Here is a 22375-nt window from a genome sequence, read left to right as displayed (position 1 = left end):
CGTGCGCCGAGGCGCGGTCCGTTGAGCGGTCGCACAGGTACTCTCGCACCCATGAGGTGGGTATGACCGACACACCACGGCCTGGCCGCGATGAGCAACCGCAGGGCTACCCCTATCCGGAATACAGCGATCCGGCATACGCCAGCCAGGCCTACGGCCCCACCTATCAGACACCCCCCGGACCTGCGCCGACGGAGCAGCTGCCGTCGTCCGCGTACGGGTACGACCCCTACGGGACCGGCCAGTACGGCGCGCCGTATCCGCCCGGGGAGCCGTCCCAGCCGCCGCCGGAGCCTCCGAAGTCGCCACGCTGGCTCTGGCTGGCCGCTGGCATCGCGATGCTCATCGTGCTCGGCCTGGTGATTGCGCTGGTCATCGTCAACTCATCGCAGCAGCAGACGGTTGTGGCGCCGCCCCCCGTGGAGGAGCCGAGCTTTCCGACCCGGCTCCCGACGACGACGCCGCGCACGCCCACCACCCCGGGCCTGCCGCTGCCGACCGTGCCCGACGTGCCCACTGTGCCGCCCTCACCAGGGCGGACCACTCCCGGCGCGACGCAGACCGTCGTCTACGTCGTCAGCGGCACCGGACGTGCGATCAACATCACCTACGTCGACAGCGGCGGCCTGCTGCAGACCGAGTTCAACGTGATGCTGCCCTGGAGCAAGGAAGTGGAGTTGTCCGAATCGGCCGCCACGTCGGCGAGCGTCAGCATCATCAACGTCGGCCGCGAGGTGAACTGTTCGATCACCGTCGACGGCGCCGTAGTGCAGCAGCGCACCGGCGCGGGCCTGACGATCTGCACCGCCAGCGGTTAGCCTGTCGGCCGAGGCGGGACGCGCACCGCGAGCATGGCCAACAATCCGGCGGCGAGCACGACGACCAACCCGCCCATCCCCGCACGGTCGGTGTCGAAGACCGCAATGAACACCGAGAACAGCATGGGCGCCAGGTACGAAACGGCGCGGCCGGTAGTGGTGTAGAGGCCGAACGCGACGCCCTCCTTGCCCTCGGCTGACAGGCGCATCATCAGCGTGCGCGCAGACGACAGCGTCGGGCCGATGAACAGGCAGAGCGACAGCCCACAGATCCAGAACGCGAGCGCCCCGTCGAGCGTCATAAGCGTGAGGCCGACGGCGATCATCGCGGTCAGCGCGGCGACGATCACGGGCTTGGCGCCGAAGCGGTCGTCGAGCAGGCCGCCGAGGACGGCGCCAACAGCGGCGATGGTGCTGGCGCTCACGCCGAACAACAGCACGTCGGCCTCCGAGACGCCGTAGACGCGCACGCCGAGCACCGCGCCGAACGCGAAGATCCCGGTGAGGCCGTCGCGGAAGACCGCGCTGGCGATCAGGTAATAGACGACGTTGTGGTCACGACGCCATTCGCTGCGGATGTCCGTCCACAGCTTGCGGTATCCACCGATAAATCCGACGGTTTCGCGGCTGTCCATCGGCCCCGGTTTCGCGCTGGGCACGGCTAGGAGGACCGGCACGGCGAACAGCCCGAACCAGATGGCGGTGAAAACCATGGCTGCCCTGACGTTTTGGCCGTCGTCGACCGGCAGTCCCAGCATCCCGCCGTCGCCCGAGATGAACCCGAGATAGACCACCAACAGCAGCGTGACACTGCCGAAATAGCCCAGGCCCAAACCGAATCCGGAGATCTGACCGGATGTCTGCGGTGTCGACAGCTGGCGCAGCATCGCGTTGTAGGGCACGGTGGCGAGTTCGTTGCACGCCGAAGCGCAGCCCAGGAGCAGCAGCCCGAGAGCCAGGTAGCGGTAGTCGTCGCGAACAAAGCTCGTCGACGCGATCAGCAGCACAGCGGTCGCACTGAGCACGGCCAGCACGCGGCGCCGCCGCCACGGTGCGTCGACCCACACCCCGGTCACCGGGGCCAGCAGCGCGACCACCAGTCCGGCCAGGCCCAGCGCCCACCCCAGCCAGCTGGTTGCGCTGATGTCGCCAGGCAGGTCGTCCCCGACCGAGTTGGTCAGGTAGATCGAGAACACGAAGGTCACCGCCACCGCGTTCATCCCGGTCGCCCCGAAGTCCCACAACGCCCACGAGATGACCTGCCGCCGACTGGCGGTCCGCGCGGGCAGCAGGCTCGAATCGGGTGGGTTGGTCATGGTCCGCCCACGATATAGTCCGCGGCATGCCAGTACCCGCTCCCAGCGCCGATGCCCGTGCGGTGGTCACCGGCGCATCGCAGAACATCGGCGAGGCGTTGGCCGCCGAGCTCGCCGCCCGTGGACACCACCTGATCATCACCGCGCGTCGCGAGGAGGTGCTGCGAGCGCTGGCGGACCGGCTCACCGAGCAGTACGGCGTGACGGTGGAGGTGCGACCCGTCGACCTGGCCGACCCGACCGAGCGCACCAAGCTGTGCGACGAGTTGGCGACCCGCAACATCTCGGTCCTGTGCGCGAACGCGGGCACCGCGACGTTCGGCCCCGTGGCATCGCTGGACCCGGCGGACGAGAAGGCGCAGGTCCAGCTGAACGTGCTGGGCGTGCACGACCTGGTGCTCGCCGTGCTGCCCGGGATGGTCGAGCGCAAGGCCGGCGGCATCCTGATTTCCGGTTCGGCGGCGGGAAATTCGCCGATTCCCAACAATGCGACCTATGCCGCGACGAAGGCGTTCGTCAACACCTTCAGTGAGTCGCTACGCGGTGAGCTCAAGCGCGCCGGCGTGCACGTGACGCTGCTCGCCCCGGGCCCCGTACGCGAGACGCTGCCCGACGTCCACGAGCAGTCGCTGGTGGAGAAGCTGATTCCCGACTTCTTGTGGATTTCGACGCAGTACACCGCCAAACAGTCGCTGGACGCGTTGGAGCGCAACAAGATGCGCGTCGTCCCCGGCGTGACGTCGAAGGCGATGTCGGTGGCGGCGGGGTACACGCCGCGGGCGATCGTGACGCCGATCGTCGGAGCCGTCTACAAGAAACTCGGCGGCGGATAACCGACGCTGTCTGCGACTAACCCACGTTCTGCTGCGACGAGACTGCACACAGATCGCGAATTTCCGCCGGATCGCGATCTGTGAGCAATCTCGGTGCGCGCCGTCAGCGGCGACGGCGGCTGCGCCGGCGGCCGGTCCCGAAGATGCTGCGGGTGATCTCACGACCGATCACCGTGCCCGCCGAGCGCATCGCGCTCTTGAACGCGGGGCTGTTCATCATCTTCTCCAGCATCCCGGGTTCGGCGGTGTCGCGCGAGCGCACCTCACCCGAGGCGGTCGCCCCGCCGACATCCGGTGGCAACGGCGGCGGTAACGAGTCGTCGGCAGGCTGCGCCGGTGGCGCCAGCTTGGCGTTGAGCCGTTCATAGGCGGACTCGCGGTCGATGGTCTGGCCGTATTCGGCTTGCAGCGGACTGGCTTTCGCCGCCGCGGTGATCGCGTCCGGTCCGATGGTGTCCATCAGCGACCGCGGGGCACGCATCCGCGTCCACGCCACCGGCGTCGGAGCGCCCTTCTCCGAGAGCACCGTGACGATGGCCTCGCCGATACCGAGCGAGGTCAACGCCGACTTCAGTTCGTACACATCGGTTTTGGGGTATGTGCGCACCGTCTTCGACAGCGCCTTCTCGTCGTCCGGCGTGAACGCCCGCAGCGCGTGCTGAATTCGCGCACCCAACTGGGACAGCACGTCGTTGGGCACGTCGGTGGGCAACTGCGTGCAGAAGAACACGCCCACACCCTTCGACCGGATGAGCTTCACCGTCTGCTCGACCTGCTCGAGGAACGCCTTGGACGCGTCCGAGAAAAGCAGATGAGCCTCGTCGAAGAAGAAAACCAGCTTGGGTTTGTCGAGGTCGCCGACCTCGGGCAGCGTCGAGAACAGGTCGGCGAGCACCCACATCAGGAACGTCGAGAACATCACCGGCCGGGCGCCCTGGCTGCCGAGCTCGAGCAGCGAAATGATGCCGCGCCCCTGATCGTCGACCCGCAGCAGATCGTCGGGTTCCAGCTCGGGTTCACCGAAGAACGTGTCGCCCCCCTCGGCTTCGAGGTTCACCAGTGCGCGCAGGATCACGCCCGCCGTCGTTTTGGACACCGCGCCGAGCGCCTTCAGTTCCGGCTTGCCCTCGTCGCTGGTGAGGTACTGGATGACCGCGCGCAGGTCCTTGAGGTCGAGCAGCGAGAGGCCCTTCTGATCCGCCCAGTGGAAGATCAGGCCCAGCGTCGACTCCTGGGTCGCGTTCAGTTCGAGCACCTTGGACAGCAGGATCGGCCCGAAGCTGGAGATCGTCGCGCGCACCGGGACACCGATGCCCGACGTGCCGAGCGACAGAAACTCGACCGGATAGGTCGTCGGCGTCCAGGCGTCCCCGGTGTCTTTGGCCCGCGCCTCGATGTTCTCGTCGGCCTCACCGGGCCGCGACAGCCCCGACAGGTCGCCCTTCACGTCGGCCATCACGCACGGCACGCCCGCGGCCGAGAGCTGTTCGGCGAGCACCTGCAGCGACTTGGTCTTGCCGGTGCCCGTGGCACCCGCGATCAGCCCGTGACGGTTGACGGTGGCCAGCGGAATGCGGACCTGCGCAGCCGGGTCGCAGGTGCCGTCGACGACGACCCCGCCGAGCTCCAGCGCCGCGCCGTCGACGGCGTAACCTGCGGCGATCTGCTGTGCGGGGCTGGCGGTCGGCTCAGTGGTCATGGCTGGCACCTTAACTCGCGGGGCACGCCGTTCGGGCGGGTGCAACGGGCCGCGCGGCGCCGTAAGGCTTACTGTGAGCGTCGTGCGCGACGAACTGGTATGGATCGACTGCGAGATGACCGGCCTCGACCTGAAGTCCGACTTGCTCATCGAGATCGCGGTGTTGGTGACAGACGCAGACCTCAACATCCTCGGCGAGGGCCTCGACGTCGTCATCCACGTTGACGACGAGGCGTTGTCGTCGATGATCCCGGTGGTCACCGAGATGCACACGCGATCGGGGCTCATCGAGGAGGTGCGAGCGTCGACAGTCACGCTGCCCGAGGCCGAGGAACTGGTGCTCGACTACATCCGCACGCACGTCAAACAGGCCAAGACGGCACCGTTGGCCGGCAATTCGATCGCGACCGACCGCGGCTTCATCGCCCGCGACATGCCCAAGCTCGACGACTACCTGCACTACCGGATGATCGACGTGAGCTCCATCAAGGAGTTGTGCAGACGCTGGTATCCCCGGATCTACTTCGGCCAACCCGAGAAGGGCCTCGCGCACCGGGCACTGGCCGACATCCACGAGTCGATCCGCGAACTGCAGTATTACCGCCGCACCGCGTTCGTGCCGGCCCCCGGACCTTCGACCAGCGATATCGCCGCCATCGCCGAAGAATTGGGCTCCTCGAACGGGGGCTCGAAGGATATCGATTCGGTCGCTGAGCGTCCGAGCGGCTAGTATCGACGTCGCCGTCCTGCCCGCTCGGGCGCGCGGCGATGGTGGCTGTAGTTCAGTTGGTAGAGCACCAGGTTGTGATCCTGGCTGTCGCGGGTTCGAGTCCCGTCAGCCACCCCGCAGATACGAACGCGGCCCCGGCAGAGATGCCGGGGCCGCGTTCGACATTTGGGGTCAGACGCCGGCGTTGCCCGCTTTCCACTGCTCCCACGGGATGTTCCAGTCACCCAGACCGTCGGTGCCGGGCAACGTCGATCCCACGGTGTTGACGATCTCGACGATGTCCCCGCGCTTGGAGTTGTCGTGGAACCAGCGCCCGTTGCTGGTGCTGACGTTGATGCAGCCGTGGCTGACGTTGCTGTAGCCCTGGCTGCCCACCGACCACGGCGCCGCGTGCACGTAGATGCCGCTGTAGGAGATCTGGGTGGCCCAGTCCACCTCGGTGCGATATCCGTTGGGCGAGTTGACCGGAACGCCGTAGGTGGACGAATCCATCACCATGTGCGAGAGGCGGTCGCCGACGATGTAGGTGCCATTGTTGGTCGGCGTGCTGTTCTTGCCCATCGACACCGGCATGGTCTTGATCACCTCGCCGTTGCGTTTCACCGTCAGCGTCTTGGTGCTGTCGTCGACGGTGGTGATCACTTCGTCACCGATGGTGAAGCGCGTGCTGACGTTGTCCTGGCCGAACAGGCCGTCGCCGAGGTCGACGCCGTAGGTGTTGACCGCGACCTCGACCTTGGTGCCCGGCTTCCAGTACTTCGCCGGCCGCCACCGCACCTCGCGGTTGTTGAGCCAGTAGAACGCGCCCTCGACCGGTGGGTCGGTCTTGACCTTGATGGCTTTCTGAGCGGCCAACCGGTTGGGGATGTTCTCGTCGAACCGGATTGCGACCGGCTGCCCGACGCCGACCACCTCGCCCTCGTTGGGAATCACGTAGGGCATCGTCAGGTTTTCCGGCGAATGGGTCTCGAAGGTCATCTCCCTCTTGGTGGCCCCGCCGAGCCCGAGTGATTCCGCCGTCAGCGTGTAGCTCTTGTTGAAGCCGAGCGGTTCGGTGGTGGACCAGGACAGCCCATCGGGACTGAACTTGCCGGCAACGGATTTCCCGGACTCGTTCACCATGGTGACCGCGCCGAGCACGCCGTCCCCCGCGCTCACGGTCACCGGCGTATCCACGCTCACGCCGACGGCGCCGTCCGTCACCGACGCGGTGAGCTTCGGAATCAGCAGGTCACCGAACGGGGTTCCTTTGTGTTCGATCACCTGCGGCGGTGGCGGCGCCGAGTTGCCGCCGCATGCGGACAGCCCGAGCGCCACGGCGGGAACCAGCGCAAGAGCCACCAACCATGCGCGTCGACGCGGACGGGCCACTGAACGGACTCGCCACATTGCTCACTCCACCTCGCAACCAGGGCTGACAAATCGATGATTCTTGGCAACAGTCTAAGGGCAATCTCGGACACGAGGCGCCATGCCGGCGTCGTCGGCCATCCGAGTGAGCGGGAATTTCACCCTGTGCGGCGGGGCCTGTTATTGTCGCACCCGCGCGCCGTTAGCTCAGTTGGTAGAGCAGCTGACTCTTAATCAGCGGGTCCGGGGTTCGAAACCCTGACGGCGCACTCAGTTTCATCGTCGACGCGACCGTGGCCCTTCGTCACGGTCGCGTTCCGTTCTGGGCCACATCGCCGTCCGGCGGCCCAACGGCCGATTGCCAGTAACTATCGCGTAAATTATTTGCCCGGTTGGCGCCCGCGCCGGCAGCAAGTGTGCTGAAATCGGCAGTTGCCCTCTGGCGGAGTTGCAGCCTGGGCGTTCGGGCAGTTGCGGAATAGCTCTGCTCCGCGATATTTCGGGCTTCAAACTGCGGTAAGGCGGCGACCTCTGTTACAGTCGAGTTAGCTGACCAGCCAAACGCCTCCCGACGGGCGGTGATCGGAAGGAAACGGGTACTTAGCTGATGTCCCAGCTAGGCGGTTCATTCGGAGCCGGTGCAGCCGATGCGGATGCGCCCGACGAATTAACTGCGCACGTCCCGATCGCGGTGTACTCGTGCAACCGGCTTGGGCGGGTCGCCAATCCCCCGGGTTTCTCCGTCGTCGACTGGTTCCGCTCGGCGCGACGTCGCTGATGGGCTTGCGCTCAGCGCTGCCGGATCCGACGCACCACGAATACGAGCGTGAGCGCTGCCACGCCGGCGAGCGAGATCGCCACCACCGGTTTCGTGACGAACCGCACGATCGCGGACTTGACGTCGTCGGCCAACCGGCTGGGGTTGGCACGCTCGGCGAGTGTGTCCACCGTGGTCGCGAGCTGCTCCCGAGCCTGATCGATATCCCGCTTGATGGTCTCGGGATCGCGGTCCGCCACGTGCGCCTCCAAGCCGTCCAAGTCGCAGCTTCGGGGATGAAGCCTGCCGATCTACCCTAAAGCAGCCCGCGCTCGCTGCAGCGCACCGGTCGACAGAAGGGATGCCCCCGCGTGCCACAGACTCCGCGACTCGAGGTAGGCGACAAAGCCCCTGCGTTCAGCCTGCCCGACGCCGACGGCAACACCGTGAAGCTCTCCGACTACAAGGGCCGCAAGGTCATCGTGTACTTCTACCCGGCGGCGTCGACCCCCGGCTGCACGAAGCAGGCGTGCGATTTCCGGGACAACCTTTTTGAGCTCAACGACGCCGGGCTCGACGTCGTCGGCATCTCCCCCGACAAGCCGGAGAAGCTGGCCAAGTTCCGCGACAAGGAGAAGCTGACCTTCCCGTTGCTCTCGGACCCCGATCGCGAAGTGCTCACCGCCTGGGGCGCGTTCGGCGAGAAGACGATGTACGGCAAGACCGTTCAGGGCGTCATCCGGTCAACGTTCGTCGTCGACGAGAAGGGCAAGATCGCCGAGGCGCAGTACAACGTGCGCGCCACCGGCCACGTCGCGAAGCTACGTCGCGATTTGTCCGTCTGAGCTGTACTTCCCCAGCCCGGCCAGCAAGAGGGCCTCGGCGACCGCGGCGCGCTCCAGCACTCCGAGGTGCAGGCTCTCGTTGACGCTATGTGCCTGTGTCGCAGGGTCTTCCACGCCGGTCACCAGAATCTTCGCCGACGGGAATGCAGCGGCGAACTCGGCGATGAACGGAATTGAGCCGCCGATTCCCGTGTCGACCGGTTCGGCGCCCCACGCCTCCCGAAAGGCGGCCCGGGCCGCGTCGTAGACCGGTCCGCGGGCGTCGATGGCGTAGGGCTGCCCGAGGTCGCCCGGTGTGACGGTCACTAGCGCACCCCACGGCGCGTGCTGCTCGAGGTGCCGCGTCAGCGCCGCCAGGTGCTCTGCGGCATCGCCGCCGGGGGCGACGCGCATGCTGATTTTCGCCCGCGCCCGCGGGATCAAGGTGTTCGACGACTTGTCGACGGGCGTGGCGTCGATGCCGATGACCGTGATCGCCGGTTTGGCCCATAACCGTTGCGACACTGAGCCACAACCGATTTCGGATACCCCGTCAAGCAGCGCGGCTTCCTTGCGCACACGTTCCGCCGGATACTCGAGGTCGGCGGCGGTGGCCTCGTGCAGACCCGCAACCGCGACATTGCCGTCGTCGTCGTGCAGGCTGGCCAACATCCGTACCAGCACACTCAACGCGTCGGGCACGACGCCGCCCCACAGCCCCGAGTGCAGGCCGTGATCCAGCGTGGCGACCTCGACGATGCAGTCGGCCAGTCCCCGCAGCGACACCGTCAGCGACGGCACCTCCGTACTCCAGTTGTCCGAGTCGGCGAGCACGATCACATCGCAGGCCAGGGTCTCGCGATGAGCCGCCAGCAGCCGAGGCAGCGACGGGGAACCCGATTCCTCCTCGCCCTCGACGAACACCGTGACACCGACCGGCGGATCGCCGCCGTGCGCGCGGAAGGCAGCCAAATGTGTTGCGATGCCGGCCTTGTCGTCGGCAGTACCCCGGCCGTACAAGCGTCCGTCGCGCTCGGTGGGCTCGAAGGGCGGCGAATGCCACTGCGCCGGATCGCCCTCGGGTTGTACGTCGTGGTGGGCGTACAGCAGCACCGTCGGCGCACCCGGCGGCGCGGGATGGCGGGCGATGACGGCGGGCGCGCCGCCCTCGCTGACGATCTGTACGTCGCCGAACCCGGCGTCGGTCAACAGCTTTGCCACCGCGGTGGCGCTGCGCTGCACCTCGCCGCGCCGCGCCGGGTCGGCCCACACCGACTCGATGCGCACCAGGTCTTCCAGGTCGCGCCGCACCGACGGCAGCACATCGCGCACCCGCTGTTCCAGACCGCTCATGACATCGACGTTATCGGGTCAGTCATCGCCCGCGAGCGACCGCATGATGCCAGCAAAGCGCGGCGTGTCGTGTACAGACACGGTCGCTCGCGGAATAGACCTAGCGCTCTTCGAGGATGGCGACCGCGGCGGCGGTGCCGGCCTCATGCGTCAGCGACAGGTGGATCGTGACGTCGCGCAGGTGCTCGGCGATCGCCCCGGACAGTCGCACCTTCGGACGGCCCCACATGTCGGTGATCACCTCGATGTCGCGGTGGATCGCCTCGGGCAGCACGGGCCGCTTGGCAAACCGCGAACCCGACCAGGCCTTGATCACGGCCTCCTTCGCCGCCCACCGGGCCGCCAGGTGTCGCGCCGCCGACGAGCTCTTGTCGGCGGCGTCGCGCCGCTCGCCGGGCGTGAACGTCTCGGCGAAAACGGTCCCCGGCTGGTCGACCTGCTCGGCGAACTCGGGTATGGAGACCAGGTCGATCCCCACCCCGACTATCGCCATGGGCGAAACGCTATCTCACGCTTGTGCGGGCACATACACGTCGTCGTCGCCGAGCCGCGACGCCGGATCGAGCAGCATCTCGGCCTCCTGCCGCTTCTCCGGGGCGTCGTGGCCGAACCGGCGGTCGGCCGGTTTCTCGTACAGCGGCTTGCCGCCCGCGATCGCCGACGCGAGCCGATGCTGACCCGCCAACACCCGGGCGTCCGCGCGCTGCTTGTACTGCGCGCGTTCCTCCGGGCTGAGCGCGGCGAGGAACGCCTGCGGATGCACCAACGCGATCAGACCGGACACGTGGCCGAAGCCCAGGCTGGTGATCAGCCCCGCCTTCAACGGGAACTTGTCCCCGAAGTCCAGGGTGTCCCGCAACCAGACCAGGTGCGCAGCACCGGCGAGTTCGTCGTCGACACAATCGAGGCTGCGGTTCGGCGGGATGACGCCGTCACGCAGGATCTGGCACAGCCCCATCATCTGGAACGCCGCCGCGCCGCCCTTCGAATGACCGGTCAGGCTCTTCTGCGACACCACGAACAGCGGTGCCCCTTCCGACCTGCCCAGCGAGTCGGCGAGCCGCTCGTGCAGTTCGGTTTCGTTGGGATCGTTGGCCAGCGTCGAGGTGTCGTGCTTGGACACCACCGCGATGTCGTCGGGTCCGACGCCGAGTTCTGCCAGCGAGCGCGCCAACTGCGAGTCGCGACCGCCACGGCCCGCCGCCAGCGCGCCGAGGCCCGGCGCCGGGATCGAGGTATGCACGCCGTCGCCGAACGACGACACGTAACCGACCACCGCGAGCACCGGCAATCCCATCTTGAGCGCGAGATCACCGCGGGCCAGCAGGATGGTGCCACCGCCCTGGCCCTCGACGAACCCGAGCCGACGACGGTCGTTGGCGCGGGAGAACTTCGAGTCGCTGATGCCCTTGGCCCGCATCATCTCGGTGTCCGCGGTCGCGGCCATGTCACCGAATCCGATGATGGCCTCGAGCGTCAGGTCGTCGTACCCGCCGGCGACGACGAATTCCGCCTTGCCGAGCTTGATCTTGTCGACGCCTTCCTCGACCGACACCGCCGCGGTTGCGCAGGCCCCGACGGGATGGATCATCGCGCCGTAACTGCCCACGTAGGACTGCACGACGTGGCCCGCGTACACGTTCGGCAGGACCTCCTGCAGGATGTCGTTCGGCTTGTTCCGGCCCAGCAGGTTGCCGTGGTACATGGTCTGCATCGACGTCATGCCGCCCATGCCGGTGCCCTGCGTGCTGGCCACCAGGCTGGGGTGCACCCAGCGCATCAGTTCCGCGGGCGTGAAGCCGGCCGACAGGAACGCGTCGACGGTGGTGACCAGGTTCCAGATCGCCAGCCGGTCAATGGAGTTCATCATCTCCTGGCTGACGCCGTAGACCATCGGATCGAAGCCGGTGGGGATCTGCGCGCCGACGGTCCGCGACAGCTTCGTCTTGCGCGGCACCCGGATCTCGGTGCCCGCCTTGCGGGTGACCTGCCAGTCACCGCTGTCTGGAACGGGTGCGATGACGGTGTGCTCCGGATCGGCGCGGACGAACGCCCTGGCCTCCTCCTCGTTGGACACCACGAACGTGAAGTCCTTGTCGAGGAACACCGAAACCAGCAGCGGCGCAGTGTGATCGGCGTCGATCGCACCGTCGCCGACGAACTCGCGGATGCCGACCCGCTCGATCACGGCGTCGTGGTAGCGCTCCACCAGCTCGCCCTCGTCGACCAGCTCGCCGGTTTCGGTGTCGTACCAGCCCGGCGTCGGATCGTCCTCCCACTTGACCAGGCCGGTCGTCCACGCCAGCTCGAGCACGCCGGCCGCCGACAGCTCGTTGTCGACCTCCATCTCGAAGCGGGTGCGCGAGGAGCCGTACGGCCCCAGCTCGGCACCGCCGACGATGACCACCATGTCGGCCGGGTCGATGTCGAGGTCTGCCCATTCCGGCGGCGGCGCGGACTTGTAGCCCCGCGGCGGCGACGGCAATGCGCGCACGGTGCCCTCGTGATCGGTTTCCTCGGTTCGGCTTTCGGTCACCATCTCGTCGCGAGCCTTGGCGGCCAGTTCGGCCATGTCGATGTCGACGTCGGCCAACCCACCGGTGAAGTCGGCCTGCAGCGGCTCGCGCGCCGCGGCCACCTTGGACTCGATGTCGCACAACCCGAGCAGCATGCGGGCCATCTCGTCGGTCGTGTACGTGCGCACGCCGGCCTCTTCGACCGCGCCGACGATCGCGTCGTTGTGACCCATCAGGCCCGTGCCCTTGGTCCACCCGATCAGCGCGTGGGCCAACGAAACCCGCTGCGCCCAGGATGATTCGGCCTTCCACCGGGTCACCAGCGCGTCGAGCGCGGACTTGGCCTCGCCGTAGGCGCCGTCACCGCCGAACATTCCGCGGTTCGGTGAGCCGGGCAGCACGACGTGCAGTCGCGCGGCGATGTCGCGTTCTGCCCCGATGTGTGACAGTCCGCCGATCAGCCGCTGCACGGCCCACAGCAGCACCTTCATCTCCATCTCGGCGCGCGACCCGGCCTCGGACAGATCGCCGGCCACCCGCGGCGCGGCGAACGGGAACAGCAGCGTCGGCGTCTGGGCGTCCTTGAGGTGGATCGACTGGGGCCCAAGGTTTTCGGTCTGCTCGGTGCCGACCCACTGAACCAGTGCGTCGATGTCGGTGTAGGACGCCATGTTGGCCGGCACCACCCACAACTTGGCGTCCCAGCGGGCGTTGTCGCGGTAGAGGGTGCGGTAGAACGCCAACCGGTCGTCGTCGAGCTTGGACGTCGTCGCGATGACCGTCGCCCCGCCGTCGAGCAGGTGCGCCACCACGGACGCGGCGATCGACCCCTTCGAGGCTCCCGTCACGACGGCTACCTCGTCGCTGTAGCGGCCCGCTCCGGGGTTCTCCGCGCCCGCCGCGGCGCGACCGTACAGCGAGGCGTGGATGTTGCGGCCCGCCGCCAGCGCCTTGCCCTGCCACCAGGTGGCCTGCGTGCCGACCACGTGACCGGCGCCCTCGAAACGCTGCGAGAGCCGTTGCCAGTCCGCGTCGATCTCGTCCTCGTCGAGCAGCCACAGCTTGGCCAGATCCTCGCGGGCACTGGCCCAGCGGTCGTCGAAGAGCACTGCCTTGCGACCGTCGAACACCGGCGCCACCAAACGCGGCCAGTCCGAACCCAGTTCGGCGGTCACCAGGTCGATCAGCTCGGCGTCGGTGGCCTCCGGAACCGGGACCGCGGTGTCGAGACCCAGCTGACCCAGGATCGTGCGGGCCACCGAGGCCAGCACGCCGTCGCGGCCGGTGATCTGCTCGGCGAACTCGGACAGCGCGGCGGAATCCACCACGCCCCCGCTGCCGCCCGCGGCGGACGGCAGCGACACCGCAACACCACGCCTTGCCGCCACCGCGGAGACCGCGGCGTCGATCACCTTGTCAACGGTCGCCGCGTCGGCCAGCGCGCCGTCGTGCAGGCCGCCCAGGTCGCCACCGCGGACGCTGGACCCCTCGCGGGTGCCGAGCGCCACCTCGACGGTGACGTGCTTGATCCATCCCGGGCCCAACTCCCACGTCTTGGTGACGCGCTCGGCGATGTAGGCGGGCCGCTTGCCGGACGGACCGAACACCGTGCGCAGCTGGTCGTTGATCGCGTCGGACAGCACCGGGCCGAAGGGCTTGTAGGTCCTGGCGAGCTTGGTGACCTGGCCCTTGAGCCCGGCCAGATCCGCTTCCGCCGCGCCGTCGATGGCGCCGAGGTCGAGCTCCGAGCCGAGGTCGACCAGCAGTTGGTTACGTCGCGACGACGCGCCGTCGGTGATCGATTCGATGGAGTCCAGCGGCTCGATCTGGTCGATGCGCATCTTCGCCGACAGCGCAATCAGCGCCATGGTGGCGTCGGAGGCGTCGAACGTGAGGTCGTCGGGCCTGGGGCCACCCGTCGGCGCTGCGGGCGCTGGAGCCGGCGCCGCCGGTGCGGCGGCCTCGACGGGCGCGGCCGCCTCAGGCGCGGGAGCCGGCGTCGGCTCGTCGCCGAGTTCGGGCTCGGGGTCGGTGTCGGTGGCGAACAGCACCGCCGCGTCACGCTCGGAGTTCAGCACTTCGGTTGTGCTGTGCGAGTATTCGGGCAGCTTCAGCGTGTTGGCCGCCAGACCCGCCACCGTCGGCGCGGATTTCACGCCGATCTCGACGAAGCGCTCGATACCCAGACCGCCCGCGGCTTCCTCGATGAACAGCAGGTCCTGGGTTTCGATCCAGCGCACCGGGCTGGCGAATTGCCATGCCAGCAGCTCGATCACGACCTTGCGGCACAGCTCGGCCGGCTTCTCGTTGCGCCAGGTGTCGTAGTCGGCGAGGATCTCGTCGAGCGGCTCGGCGGGCACCAGGTCGCGGATCTCCTGGATGAAGTCGCGGTCGAGGGTGAACGGCCGCGGCACCAGGTTGGGGATGTACTTGCCGATGATCAGCCCGGGGTCCTGGTCGCGCGGCATCACGCGCTCCAGCGAGCGGCGGAAGTCGGCCACACCGACGCGCAGCACCGAGGAGTGGAACGGCACGTCGATGCCGGGAACCAGGATGAACGACCGCTTGCCGCCGGTGATCTCGCGGCGCCGCTCGACTTCCTCCTCCAGCGCCTCCAGCCCACGCACGGTGCCGGCGATCGCGTACTGCGAGCCACGCAGGTTGAAGTTGACGATTTCCAGGAATTCTCCTGTGCGCTCTGAGATCTCGGCGACGAACGCCTTGACGTCGGCGTCGTCGAGGTCGATCTGCGACGGGCGGATCGCGGCCAGCCGGTAGTTCGACCGGCCGAGGTGGTCACGCGGCACGATGTCGTGCATCTTGCTGCCGCGGTGGAACACCACCTCCAGCAACGCTTCCAGCTCGTAGACACCGCTGACGCACGCCAACGCGGTGTACTCGCCCACGGAGTGACCGCAGGCGATCGCGCCTTCGACGAACGCGCCCTGCTCGCGCATCTCGGCCACCTGGGCCGCGGCCACCGTCGCCATCGCGACCTGAGTGAACTGCGTCAAGAACAGCACGCCGTCGGGGTGGTGGTAGTGCACGCCACTGGCGATCAGGCTGGTCGGGTTGTCGCGCACCACGTGCAGCACCGAGAAGCCCAGCGTGTCGCGGGTGAACTTGTCCGCGGTGTCCCACACCTTGCGGGCGGCCTTGGAGCGTGCGCGCACCTCCATACCCATGCCCTTGTGCTGGATGCCCTGGCCTGGGAACGCGTAGACGGTCTTGGGCGCGGCGAGCTGCGCCGTCGCGGACATGACGAGATCGCCCGCGACCTTGGCGGTGACTTCGACGATCTCTGCGCCACGGTCGATTCCGACACGGTCGACGCGGAAGTCGACCTCGTCACCGGGCAGCACCATGCCGAGGAAGCGCGACGTCCAGCCGACGACGCGCGCCGGCGGGGCGGGCTTGCCGTCAGTCGCGGCGACGACGTGCTGCGCGGCCGCCGACAGCCACATGCCGTGCACGATGGGCGATTTGAGGCCGGCCAGCAGCGCGGCGGCGCGGTCGGTGTGGATCGGGTTGTGATCACCGGAGACGACCGCGAAGGCGCTCATGTCCGTCGGCGCGGTGACGGTAACGTCGCGACGCCGGCGCCGCGGGGTGTCGGTCGCGTTGTCGGTGATCGCGCCGCCCGCGCGCGGCGGATCGGCGAGTTCGGCTGCGCCGGTGCGACCGCGGATCGCGAAACGCTCCTCGAGAGTGGCCAGCAGGTCGCCCTCGGCGTCGCGGATCTGCACCTCCACGGGCACGACGCGGCCGTATTCGGTGTCGGTGGGGGTCGAAACCGTTGCGGTGACCGTTAATTCGGCCCGGGTTTTCGGCATCTGGCCCAGCAGGTGCGCGGCGTGATCGAGATGCACCAGGCTCAGCAGGCCTTCCACGACGGGGAAGCCGTCTTCGGTGAGCGCGGCCCCGATCGCCGCGAAAACCGCGGGCCAGCAGTGGCCGACCAGCGCGTCGGGAACGAGCGTGAGGCCCGGCGCCAGCGGGGCGCCGAACGTCGCGGTGACGCCCGTGTGGTCGGCGACCCGTTCGGGATCCCAGTCGACGGTCACAGTCGCGACGTTGTCGCGCACCGGGGGCAAATCGTCGGGCCCGCCTGAGCTTTCGATGCCGGCCGCGATCGCCAGCACGGCACGCATCGCGGTTGACGCGTCCTCGACCGTGACGACGGGCATGCCGCCGTTGACGGTGCACGCCGGCAGCGTGAACGGGATGTCGACCCAGATGTCGGACAGCGGCACGCTCAACGTCACCCGGTCACCGCTGATCTCGAGCCGAGCGCCCGTGGAAGGGTGTGTCGCATTGCGGTTTTCGTTTGCCTGCCACTCACTGGGGGCACCGATGCAGTGCACCGGGTTGATCGCAACGCGGCCCGCCCACAACACGTCGGGCGAGTCGAGCACCACCGCGAGCGGCCCGGTCACGTCGGCGCGGGCCTGGCGGCGCGAAACCACCGGCACAGGGTTGCCGTCCGCGGCGAGCGCCTCGTCGATCGCGGCCTGTTCGAAGCGGTCGAGCAACTCGCCGACCGGCTCGTCGACGCGGGTGATGCCCGCGACCGCCTGCGTGCCGGGGATGATGCACACCTCATCGGCGGTGTAGCGGGCATCGTGGGCCTGCCACAGCGAGTCGCTGCGCCACCACCGCCGCACGTCCTTGTCGATGACCGGCACGAAATTGACCGGCTTGCCAGGGGTCTTGCACAGCGTGATGAACCACGGCACGTCGGCCGGGTGCAACCGCAGCGTCTCCGATTCCGGATAGCGCGCCACCAGCGTGGCGATCGCCCGGTCCGGATCATCAAGCAGCGCAGCGTCACCGAAGAGCGTGGCGATCGGGCCGGAGTCCTGCGGGTGCAGCCGGGCCTCGGCGCGGTGCAGCATCTCGGCGAAGCGGTCGCGCCAGGTGTCGGCCAGCCACGGCGTGCCGGGCAGCTTGGTGTCGGCCGTGCTGTCGTCGTCGCCGATCGCCAATTCGACGTAGCGTTCCAACCACTGGCGGTAGGTCATCTCGCCGACATCGCCGAAGTACGGCTTGCAGGTGGTGGCCATCGCGGTGATGATCTCGTCGCGGCGGGCCGCCACGGCTTCGGCGTCGCCGGCGACCTCGTCGAGCAGTCGGCCGCAGCGTGATGCGGCGTTGTCGATCTCGTGGATGTCGGCGCCGAGCTGGCTGCGGCTGGAAGCCATGCCGCCCTGGGCTTTTCCGGCGCTGATCCAGTGTTCGGTGCCGCTGGTCTCGACCAGCATCTGCTTGACGGCGGGCGAGGTGGTGGCCTCCAGCGTCGCCATCGCCGCGGTGCCCACCAGGATGCCGTCCACCGGCATCGCGGGGAAGCCGTATTCGGTGGCCCAGCGCCCGGACAGGTACTCGGCCGCCCGCTCAGGGGTGCCGATACCGCCGCCGACGCAGACCGTGATGTTCGGTAGTTTGCGCAACTCGCCGTAGGTGCTCAGCAGCAGGTCGTCGAGGTCCTCCCACGAGTGGTGCCCGCCGGCGCGGCCACCCTCGATGTGCACGATGACGTCCTTGCCCGGCACCTCCGCGGCGATCTTGATGACGGACTTGATCTGGTCGACCGTGCCCGGTTTGAACACCACATGGGTGATGCCGACGGTGTTGAGCTCGTCGATCAGCTCGACGGCTTCCTCGAGTTCGGGGATGCCCGCGGAGACGACCACGCCGTCGATCGGCGCACCGGACTGACGCGCCCTCTGCACCAGGCGCTTTCCGCCCAGCTGCAGTTTCCACAGATACGGATCGAGGAACAGCGAGTTGAACTGCACGGCGCGACCAGGCTCGAGCAGGGTCGTCAACTCGGCGATGCGGTCGGTGAAGATCTCCTCGGTGACCTGTCCACCACCGGCGAGTTCGGCCCAGTGGCCGGCGTTGGCGGCGGCGGCGACGATCTTGGCGTCGACGGTGGTCGGGGTCATTCCCGCGAGCAGGATCGGCGAGCGCCCGGTCAGTCGGGTGAACTTCGTCGACAGCTTCACCGAGCCGTCGGGCAGCTGCACGGTGGTCGGCGCGTAGCTCGACCACGCCGGCGGCACCTCGGGTTCAGCGCCGACGGTGAACAGATTGCGCTGTCCGACGCGCGTTGCGGCGGGGACGATGCCCACCCCAAGGCCGCGGATGATCGGGGCCGTCAACCGCGTCACGGTGTCGCTCGGGCCGAGGTCGACGATCCAATTCGCCCCGGCCTCGTGCAGCCGCTCCACCTCGGCGACCCAGTCGATCGGGCGCACGAAGATGTGCTCGGTCATCTCGTGTGCGAGTTCGGCGTCGATCCCGCACTTTTCGGCCCACCGGTCGACCAGCTCGACCCCGTCGGCGAGCCGAGGGGTGTGGAATCCGACCTCGACCTGCACGGCGTGGAACTCCGGACTGAAAACCGCGCCGCCGCGAACCTTGTTCTTGCGCTCGGCCTCTTCCTTCTCGGTGATCTTGGCGCAGTACAGCTCGAACCGGCCCAGTTGCTCGGGGGTTCCGGTGATGACGACCGACCGCCTGCCGTTGCGGATCGACAGCACCGGCGGTAGCACCGTGCGCACGTCGGAGGAGAACTCCTCGAGCAGCTCGGCGATGCGATCCGGATCGACGTTGGTCACCGAGACCATCGGCGACTTGTCGCCGCGGCCGACCATGCCGCGACGCCGCGAGACCAGTGATCCGGCCGCGCCGATCAGTTGCAGCAGCGCCAGAAGTTCGGCGTCCTTTGTGCCGCGTGAGCGCAGCGACTCGCAGGCCATGACGCCCTGCGAATGGCCCGCCATGGCGACCGGCGGGGCGCCGTACAGGTCGAGTCCCTGGTGGACGGCGGCGCGGATCGCGGCCATCTGTGTGAGCAGGATGCCCGGGCCGGAGATCGCCGCAGTGATGAGCTGCTTGGTCGGGGGCAACGGTTCGTCGGCGGCCAGCGCCCGTACCCATTGCAGCGGCTCGAAGCCGATCGGCCGCACGACCACCAGTTCACGGGCGACCGGTTCCAGCAACAGCGCGGCCTCCCCGGCCACCTCGCTGAGCTCGGACTCGATACCGGCCGAGCTGACCAGTTCCTCGAGGTTCTCCAGCCAGGAGCCGCCCTGCCCGCCGAACGCCACGGCGTAGGGTTCACCGGCGTTCAGCCGATCGACGAGCGCGTGGGTACCGGCGTGCGCGGCTCCGGTGGTGCGGTCAGTGGACACCCGGTGCTGCTCGTTGATCGTCACGTCTCGTTATCTCCCTCTGTCCCGCGTCATGCTCGTCGTCGGCTGTGTCTGAGAAGCTCGCGCTGCCGGCTCCCTGCCGCGGCGCCACGCGATTCGACATTGAATCCCGACTGGTCCGGGCGGGCGGTCTCGCGGTGCCTCGCGGACCGCCTTCCGTGCACTCCAGCCGTACTAAGAGTGTCATAAGAGGAGCGGCTTTTTAGCCTCGAAAATGGTTACTGATCAGTTCTACGCTCGGGTAACCCGTCGCGGGATAACGCGCAGTTCTGCACCGGCGGAAGCCATTCGGGACAAACGTCCTGCATGCAGGTGGTTACGGTCGAGTAGGCAGAACTGCCCTGATCAAGGCAGTATTGTTATCGAATCGTTATGTAGAAATTTTCGCCCGACCTCACCAGCGCCGTCGCCGCGGCGAAAGGAGACAATCCGGCGCGATTTGTCTTCTCGGGACCGTCGGCCACTGGAATTTGTTTGCTGGCTCGACTTACTGATCGGTAAGGTTTAGTCCCACTGCCCGAAGCGCGGCTTCAGGATGTGATTGATGCCGACCACGAGCGTCGCCGGGGCAGCCATCGCGCACTTGAGGACCGCACGCCAAAAGATTGACACGAGCCACAGGATATGACAGCTGCCCCAAAAATCAGTCGAACTCCACTGGTCACAGCTGCATCAAAATTACCAACGGCGGTCGGGTTGCCCAGCTAAGGGGACACGCGGGATAGCCAATGAACCACTGCCCGGTGACACACGTTCCTAGGATTGGCTATGCCCTCGGATGCGGTCGGCGCACCGGCGGCGGCGAATGCGACTGCTGGCGTTGACGACCCGCAGGTCCAGCTGATCGGCGTCCGAAAGGTGTCCGGCGACCTAACGAACGAGGAGTAGCAGATGCCGCTCATGTCGTGCGCCGCGCGGACCGGTTCGGTCGTGATCGGCTGCGCCGCCCTCGTACTGGCGCTGGCAACCGCCTGTTCGGGCGAGCGCAGTTCGGCCACCGGCCAGACGCCGCCCGAGCTCGAGCCGCTCGCCACGGTCGGCGAAGGCGAAGGACGGCTCAACTTGATCGCGTGGGCGGGCTACGCCGAAGACGGCTCCAACGACCGCGGCGCCGACTGGGTGACGCCGTTCGAACAACAGACCGGTTGTCAGACCGAGGTGACGCTCGGAAACACCTCCGACGAGATGGTCCAGTTGATGCGCAGCGGGAACTACGACGGCGTCTCGGCATCCGGCGACGCAACGCTGCGCCTCATCTACGCCGGCGATGTGGCACCGGTGAACACCTCGCTGGTGCCGAATTACGAAGACATTTCGTCGTTCCTCAAGAACAAATCGTGGAACTCGGTCGACGGCCAGATGTACGGCATCCCGCACGGCTGGGGCGCCAACCTGCTGATGTACAACATCGAGGTCGTCCGCGATGCGCCGAACTCATGGGCTGCGGTGTTCGACGACGCCGGCAGGTACAAGGGCAAGGTCACCGCATACGACTCCCCCATCTACATCGCCGATGCGGCGCTGTACCTGTCCAAGACGAAACCCGAACTGGGCATTGAGGATCCGTACTCGTTGACCGACGAACAACTCGACGCCGCGGTCGAACTGCTCGAGAAGCAACGCCAGAACGTCGGCCAGTACTGGTCGGACTACACCAAGGAGGTGCAGGCCTTCGAGTCCGGCGCCTCGGTCATCGGCACCACCTGGCAGGTGATCGCCAACACGATCGGCGCGCGCAACAAGGTTCAGGTCAACACGGTGCTGCCGAAGGAGGGCTCCACGGGTTGGTCGGACACCTGGATGGTTTCGTCGAAGGCGGCTCATCCCAACTGCATGTACAAGTGGATGAACTGGATCTCCTCACCGGAGGTCAACGCCGAAGCCGCCGAGTTCTTCGGCGAGGCGCCCGCCAACGTGAAGGCCTGTGAGCACACCAGCGAGCGGGATTTCTGCGACATCTACCACGCCACCGACGCGGGTTTCGCCGCAAAGATCCACTACTGGACCACCCCTCAGAAGGACTGCGTCGACGGCAGCGGTGACGACTGCACGACTTACGACGAGTGGATCGCCAAGTGGCAGCAGATCAAGGGGTGAGGCTCAGGACTCGCGGCGGCCACTGAGTAGGACGCCCGCGGCGTATCCGGAGTCGGTGGCCGCCGTGCGCGCATGCAACGCCTTGTCCAGGCGATGCGACACCACGCTCGTCCACAGGTCCCGGTAGTCGCGCACCAGCTGGCCGAGCTCTTCGGCTTCCTCCGGCCGGGGCGTCCGGCCCTCACCGAACCGCGCGGCCACACATTCGTCGAGCCCCTGTAAGAACCCCTGCGCCAGCCCGTCGATCGCCCGGCCGGTGGCCTCGGAGATGTGCAGCAGCGCATGGACGAAGCCGAGCTGATCCGTCGCACGCGAAACGACCTGCGCCACCGCGGGATCGGTCAACGTCACAACACCGTCGCGTAGTTGCGCCAGGCCGTCGTCGATCAGCCGGCGCGCCTCGTCGCTGTCGGGGTCGATGTCGAGCGCTTGCGGTGCCCTGTCGGCCGCCGTGGGCGCGTCGTCACCGGTTTCGGTTCTCGGGCCCAGGACGGCCCGTTGGATTCCGAGAATGTCGGCGAGATCGGCGCCTCGTCGGAGGCTGGCGAAGAACTCGGCGATGTGGGCGGAGCTGAAACCGCGCCGGTGCAACTGGTTGATGGTGCGCAGCTGCGACAGGTGATAGTCGTCGTAGAACGCCGAGCGGCCGACTCGCCGCGGCGGGTCGAGCAGTCCACGCTCGCGGTACGCGCGGATGTTGCGGGCGCTGACACCGGATATCTGCGCCAATTCGTCGAGGCGGTACTCAGCCAACGCCGCGACCGCCGCCGCTGCCGGGGGCGCGGTCCGGCAGTGCACCGCGACGCTCCATGGGATCACTGTAACCGCGCTTGTGCGTTTGCGAGCGAAGGTCGGCGTGGTC

13 protein-coding genes and 2 tRNA genes are annotated in these 22375 nt (G+C 67.8%); 7 read left to right on the top strand and 8 right to left on the bottom strand.

The window, feature by feature from the left end:
* Positions 1–62 precede the first annotated feature (62 nt).
* Positions 63–818: an MmpS family transport accessory protein gene (locus AU188_RS10510; protein ID WP_059163644.1), complete on the top strand. Its 756-nt coding sequence runs from the start codon at positions 63–65 to the stop codon at positions 816–818.
* On the opposite strand, the gene AU188_RS10505 is transcribed toward AU188_RS10510, so the two are convergent.
* The gene (locus AU188_RS10505) at positions 815–2134 is read right to left on the bottom strand and encodes an MFS transporter (RefSeq protein WP_059163643.1); all 1320 of its coding nucleotides are present in this window, start codon (positions 2132–2134) and stop codon (positions 815–817) included. The two genes, AU188_RS10510 and AU188_RS10505, sit on opposite strands and share 4 nt — an antisense overlap.
* Positions 2135–2160: 26 nt before the next feature.
* Here AU188_RS10505 and cmrA point away from each other — a divergent pair, with 26 nt between their 5' ends.
* Complete coding sequence (gene cmrA, locus AU188_RS10500) at positions 2161–2967, top strand: mycolate reductase (protein ID WP_059163642.1); 807 nt, start codon at positions 2161–2163, stop codon at positions 2965–2967.
* 103 nt (positions 2968–3070) lie between these two features.
* Here cmrA and AU188_RS10495 read toward each other — a convergent pair whose 3' ends face one another.
* Entirely contained in the window at positions 3071–4666 is a 1596-nt protein-coding gene (locus tag AU188_RS10495) for a helicase HerA-like domain-containing protein (RefSeq protein WP_059163641.1), read from the bottom strand.
* 82 nt (positions 4667–4748) lie between these two features.
* On the opposite strand from AU188_RS10495, the gene orn reads away from it, so the two are divergent.
* Both orn and AU188_RS10485 read left to right on the top strand, forming a co-directional pair.
* A complete protein-coding gene (gene orn / locus AU188_RS10490) occupies positions 4749–5396 on the top strand; it encodes an oligoribonuclease (RefSeq protein WP_059163834.1) in 648 nt (215 codons plus the stop codon).
* Between the two features lie 41 nt (positions 5397–5437).
* A tRNA-His gene (locus AU188_RS10485) sits at positions 5438–5510 on the top strand.
* 57 nt (positions 5511–5567) lie between these two features.
* Here AU188_RS10485 and AU188_RS10480 read toward each other — a convergent pair.
* Positions 5568–6785 carry a L,D-transpeptidase gene (locus tag AU188_RS10480; RefSeq protein ID WP_059163640.1) on the bottom strand — a complete coding sequence of 406 codons (1218 nt, stop codon included), beginning with the start codon at positions 6783–6785 and terminating at the stop codon, positions 5568–5570.
* Between the two features lie 157 nt (positions 6786–6942).
* Here AU188_RS10480 and AU188_RS10475 point away from each other — a divergent pair.
* Positions 6943–7015: transfer RNA gene (locus AU188_RS10475), tRNA-Lys, on the top strand.
* A 520-nt stretch (positions 7016–7535) separates the two neighbouring features.
* Here the strand turns inward: AU188_RS10475 and AU188_RS10470 are convergent.
* A complete protein-coding gene (locus AU188_RS10470; RefSeq protein WP_059163833.1) occupies positions 7536–7763 on the bottom strand; it encodes a DUF3618 domain-containing protein in 228 nt (75 codons plus the stop codon).
* A 111-nt stretch (positions 7764–7874) separates the two neighbouring features.
* On the opposite strand from AU188_RS10470, the gene bcp reads away from it, so the two are divergent.
* Positions 7875–8348: a thioredoxin-dependent thiol peroxidase gene (gene bcp, locus AU188_RS10465; protein ID WP_059163639.1), complete on the top strand. Its 474-nt coding sequence runs from the start codon at positions 7875–7877 to the stop codon at positions 8346–8348.
* Here bcp and AU188_RS10460 read toward each other — a convergent pair.
* From AU188_RS10460 to AU188_RS10450, 3 genes are all read right to left on the bottom strand, one after another.
* The gene (locus AU188_RS10460; RefSeq protein WP_059163638.1) at positions 8325–9680 is read right to left on the bottom strand and encodes a dipeptidase; all 1356 of its coding nucleotides are present in this window, start codon (positions 9678–9680) and stop codon (positions 8325–8327) included. The two genes, bcp and AU188_RS10460, sit on opposite strands and share 24 nt — an antisense overlap.
* A gap of 100 nt (positions 9681–9780) precedes the next feature.
* The gene (acpS, locus tag AU188_RS10455) at positions 9781–10173 is read right to left on the bottom strand and encodes a holo-ACP synthase AcpS (RefSeq protein ID WP_059101897.1); all 393 of its coding nucleotides are present in this window, start codon (positions 10171–10173) and stop codon (positions 9781–9783) included.
* 15 nt (positions 10174–10188) lie between these two features.
* Entirely contained in the window at positions 10189–19419 is a 9231-nt protein-coding gene (locus tag AU188_RS10450; protein WP_059163637.1) for a type I polyketide synthase, read from the bottom strand.
* 897 nt (positions 19420–20316) lie between these two features.
* Here AU188_RS10450 and AU188_RS10445 point away from each other — a divergent pair.
* The gene (locus AU188_RS10445) at positions 20317–21513 is read left to right on the top strand and encodes an ABC transporter substrate-binding protein (RefSeq protein WP_059163832.1); all 1197 of its coding nucleotides are present in this window, start codon (positions 20317–20319) and stop codon (positions 21511–21513) included.
* A gap of 3 nt (positions 21514–21516) precedes the next feature.
* Here AU188_RS10445 and AU188_RS10440 read toward each other — a convergent pair whose 3' ends face one another.
* On the bottom strand, positions 21517–22311 hold the full coding sequence (locus tag AU188_RS10440) for a MerR family transcriptional regulator (RefSeq protein ID WP_353612113.1): 795 nt from the start codon (positions 22309–22311) through the stop codon (positions 21517–21519).
* Positions 22312–22375: the final 64 nt, after the last annotated feature.

Origin of the sequence: Mycobacterium sp. IS-3022, from assembly GCF_001500065.1 — a bacterium.
GTDB lineage: Bacteria > Actinomycetota > Actinomycetes > Mycobacteriales > Mycobacteriaceae > Mycobacterium.
The sequence above is the reverse complement of the archived record's forward strand: the minus strand, read 5'-3'. Positions and strand labels throughout refer to the sequence as shown.